Source organism: Pseudomonas sp. BAY1663, assembly GCF_000582595.1.
GTDB classification, from domain to species: Bacteria; Pseudomonadota; Gammaproteobacteria; order Pseudomonadales; family Pseudomonadaceae; genus Stutzerimonas; species Stutzerimonas stutzeri_AF.
On the sequence record NZ_AZSV01000164.1, the window covers coordinates 1 to 3,247 of the forward strand.

Genomic DNA, 3,247 nt, shown 5'->3' on the forward strand with positions numbered 1-3,247 from the left:
CGCAAGACCGCGCTCCTGCTGGGCGGGCGCGCGCTGCGCGAAGCAGACCTGCTGGCCGCCGCGCGTATCGCGGCGCATTGCGGCGTCAGGCTGCTGGCCGAGGTCTTCCCCACCCGCCTGCAACGCGGGGCCGGCCTGCCAGCGGTCGAGCGCATCGCCTACATGGCGGAAATGGCCGGAGTGCAGCTGGGGCAAATCGAGGAATTGATCCTGGTGGACGCCAAGGCGCCGGTGTCCTTCTTCGCCTATCCGGGCAAGCGGAGCGACCTGGTGCCCGACGGCTGCAACCTGCACGTCCTCGCCAGCCCGGCCGAGGACACCACCGCCAGCCTGGAAAAGCTCTGCGCCGCGCTCGGCGCGGAGCAGGCCCAGCCCCTGTTGCAACCGGCCCTACGTCCCAACCGCCCGCGCGGCAAGCTCACGGCCGCCAAGGTGTGCAAGGCCGTGGGCCATCTGCTGCCGGAAAATGCGATTCTGATCGACGAAGCCATCACCTCGGGGCTGATGCTCTCGGCCCTGACCGCCGGCGCCCCGAGGCACGACCTGCTCACCCTGACCGGCGGCGCCATCGGCCAAGGGCTGCCCAACGCCGTCGGCGCGGCCATCGCTTGCCCCGATCGCCCGGTGCTGGCACTGATCGGCGACGGTTCCGCGATGTACACCTTCCAGGCGCTCTGGACCATGGCTCGGGAGCGGCTCGATGTCACCTCGATCATCTTCAACAACGCGTCCTACTCGGTGCTCAATGTCGAGCTGGAGCGGGTCGGGGCCGAAGAGGCCGGGCCGAAGGCCAGGTCACAGCTGGATCTCAGCGATCCGGTGTTGAATTTTTCCCGCCTGGCCCAGGGCATGGGCGTTCACGCCGTGCGCGTGGAGACTGCCGAGGAATTGCTGCAGGCCATGGAATACGCCCTGGCCAACCCGGGTCCGCACCTGATCGAGGCGCTGGTTCCAGAGGCCCTGAACGCCACCAAGCGCAGGCTGCTGCCCTGGCTGCTGCGCGCCCTGCCCAACCTTCCCCCTTCGCTGGCCGGCGCCGTGAAGCGGAAAATCGCCCCCTGAGCGGCAAGGGACGCGTCCGATAGAATGCGTTTTCCTGAAGGAGACGGCGACTCTTCAGCCATATCGTGGAAAACGAACACGAGGCCGCAGACGATGGCAGGTAGTAGGGCTGTCGGGAACGGGGGAAGCAAATCAAATAAGGAAAAACGAAAAAAGGACCTTTCGGTCCTTTTTTCGATGATTCGCAAACCTCGATAAAGGTCTGCAAACCGACATTTGGAGCGGGAAACGAGACTCGAACTCGCGACCCCGACCTTGGCAAGGTCGTGCTCTACCAACTGAGCTATTCCCGCAAATATTGGCGTCCCCTAGGGGACTCGAACCCCTGTTACCGCCGTGAAAGGGCGGTGTCCTAGGCCACTAGACGAAGGGGACGCTGCCCGGAAACTACAGCTTTCTTCCGGCTTCCAGCGTTTCGCTTTGTGCTTCACGCTGCAAGTGGCGCGCATTCTATGGAGGCCTTCGGGAGCCGTCAAGCATTGATTCGAAAAAAGTTTTGCACGCGCTCGCCGGCGGCGGGCAGAGCTATCGGTCGAACTGTCGAGCCACTACACTCAGGCCAAAAACCAGCGGCTCGAGAGGTACAGTGAGTGTCTCCACTTATGATCACAGGATTGATCCTGGCCGGTGTGTTCCTCCTGGTCATCATCGTCTACACCATCCAGATCGTCGAAAAGAACAACCTGGAAAAGGCCCGCCGGCGTGCGGATCTCAATGACCGCTGCCGACGCTGTGCCGAGCTGTCGGACGGCCTTCCCGGCCAGATGATGACTCCCGCCCTCAAGCTGTTGCTCACCGGGCTCGAACTGAACCTGAGCGAACGTCTGCTGCCGCTCGACAAGGGCAACGACAAATTGGCAGCGCGCATCCACGCCTTGCGCACCGAGCTGGCCAAAGGCGAAGCGATCGAGGTGCGCAACCCGCCACGCCAGATCCTTACCGAAGCGCAGGCCAAGGAAGCCCGCTTCATGCTGGAGGATCTGCATACGCAGATCGTTCGCGCCACCAAGGACGGTCAGCTGCAACAAGCCGAGGCCAAGCGCTGGCTCCAGGACATCCAGCGCATGCTGGCGATACTGCATATCGAGTTCTTCACCAGCCTGGGCAGGCAGGCATTGCAGCAGAACCTGCCACAACGTGCGCGCCTGGCCTTCGAGCGCGGCATCCAGCACATCCGCAAACAGGCTGCGCCCGCCAACTACCAGGCGCAGTTGAAGCAGCTCCAGGCCCTGCTGGATCATGCCAACAGCCTGGTGCTGAAAAACGAGCGGCCGCAGGTCGAAGAACCCAGCGAGCTGACCGAAGGCATGAAAGCCTTCGACGACGAAGACTTGTGGAAGAAGAAGAACGTCTACTGACGTGACGATACCGGGGCCATCCGGCTCCGGCTGCAACCAACTGTCCCGGCGGAGAACAACAATGAGCCTGACCGTTTATGGCGTGCCCCTTTCCCCTTTCGTGCGCAAGGTGCGCCTGTGCCTGCTCGAGAAAGGCCTTGAGTATCAACTCGAAACCGTCATGCCCTTCACGCCACCGGAGTGGTACCTGCAATTGAACCCGCTCGGCCGCATCCCGGCGTTCAAGGACGATGATTGCACCCTCGCCGACTCCAGCGTGATCTGCCAGTACCTCGAAGAAGCCTATGCCGAAACGCCGGCCCTCTATGCCGAAGAAGCGCGGCAGCGCGGACGCGTCCGCTGGCTGGAAAAATACGCGGACTACGAGCTGGCGCCGCTGACCACCTTCACCATCTTCCGCAATCGCATCCTCAAGCCTTCCGCGGGCCACCCCTGCAACGAAGAAGCCGTGCGCGCAGCGCTGGAAGAGAAATTGCCGGCGCACTTCGATTACCTCGAAGCACAACTGGGGCAACAGGAATACTTCGTCGGCGATGAGCTGTCCATGGCGGACATCGCCATCACCTCCCAGCTGATCAACATGGCACACGGCGGCGAGCAGCTCGACGCTCGGCGCTGGCCCGCGCTGGCAGCCCACTACCAGCGCATCCTCGCACGCCCCTCGGTTGCCAGCCTGTTGCCAGGGGAACAGCGAATGAATGCCAAGCTGCAGGAAATGGGCAAGGCCGCCACTGCCTGAGTAGCGGCTTACCCGGCAGGCCTGCGGCCCGCATCGCCGCGAGGGCGCGCCTCCCACTGGGTTCGGTGGGGCCTGCTGCCTTTGGTCC

General features: G+C 63.5%; 3 protein-coding genes and 2 tRNA genes. 3 read left to right on the forward strand and 2 right to left on the reverse strand.

Annotation, left to right across the window (positions count from 1 at the left end; genetic code table 11):
* Nucleotides 1-1,062: acetolactate synthase large subunit (locus BAY1663_RS22310; protein ID WP_037045227.1), on the forward strand; the 1,062-nt coding region annotated here is incomplete at its 5' end.
* A 217-nt stretch (nucleotides 1,063-1,279) separates the two neighbouring features.
* Here the strand turns inward: BAY1663_RS22310 and BAY1663_RS22315 are convergent.
* Together BAY1663_RS22315 and BAY1663_RS22320 are read right to left on the reverse strand one after the other, a co-directional pair.
* A tRNA-Gly gene (locus BAY1663_RS22315) sits at nucleotides 1,280-1,355 on the reverse strand.
* 6 nt (nucleotides 1,356-1,361) lie between these two features.
* A tRNA-Glu gene (locus tag BAY1663_RS22320) sits at nucleotides 1,362-1,437 on the reverse strand.
* A 215-nt stretch (nucleotides 1,438-1,652) separates the two neighbouring features.
* Here BAY1663_RS22320 and BAY1663_RS22325 point away from each other — a divergent pair.
* A complete protein-coding gene (locus tag BAY1663_RS22325) occupies nucleotides 1,653-2,420 on the forward strand; it encodes a hypothetical protein (protein WP_371257653.1) in 768 nt (255 codons plus the stop codon).
* 61 nt (nucleotides 2,421-2,481) lie between these two features.
* Nucleotides 2,482-3,159 carry a glutathione S-transferase family protein gene (locus BAY1663_RS22330; RefSeq protein ID WP_037045231.1) on the forward strand — a complete coding sequence of 226 codons (678 nt, stop codon included), beginning with the start codon at nucleotides 2,482-2,484 and terminating at the stop codon, nucleotides 3,157-3,159.
* The last annotated feature ends 88 nt before the right edge of the window (nucleotides 3,160-3,247 follow it).

Excerpts from the sequence above, each read along its gene's own strand:
- BAY1663_RS22330 (WP_037045231.1), top strand. The coding sequence starts at position 2,482 with ATGAGCCTGACCGTTTATGGCGTGCCCCTTTCCCCTTTCGTGCGCAAG.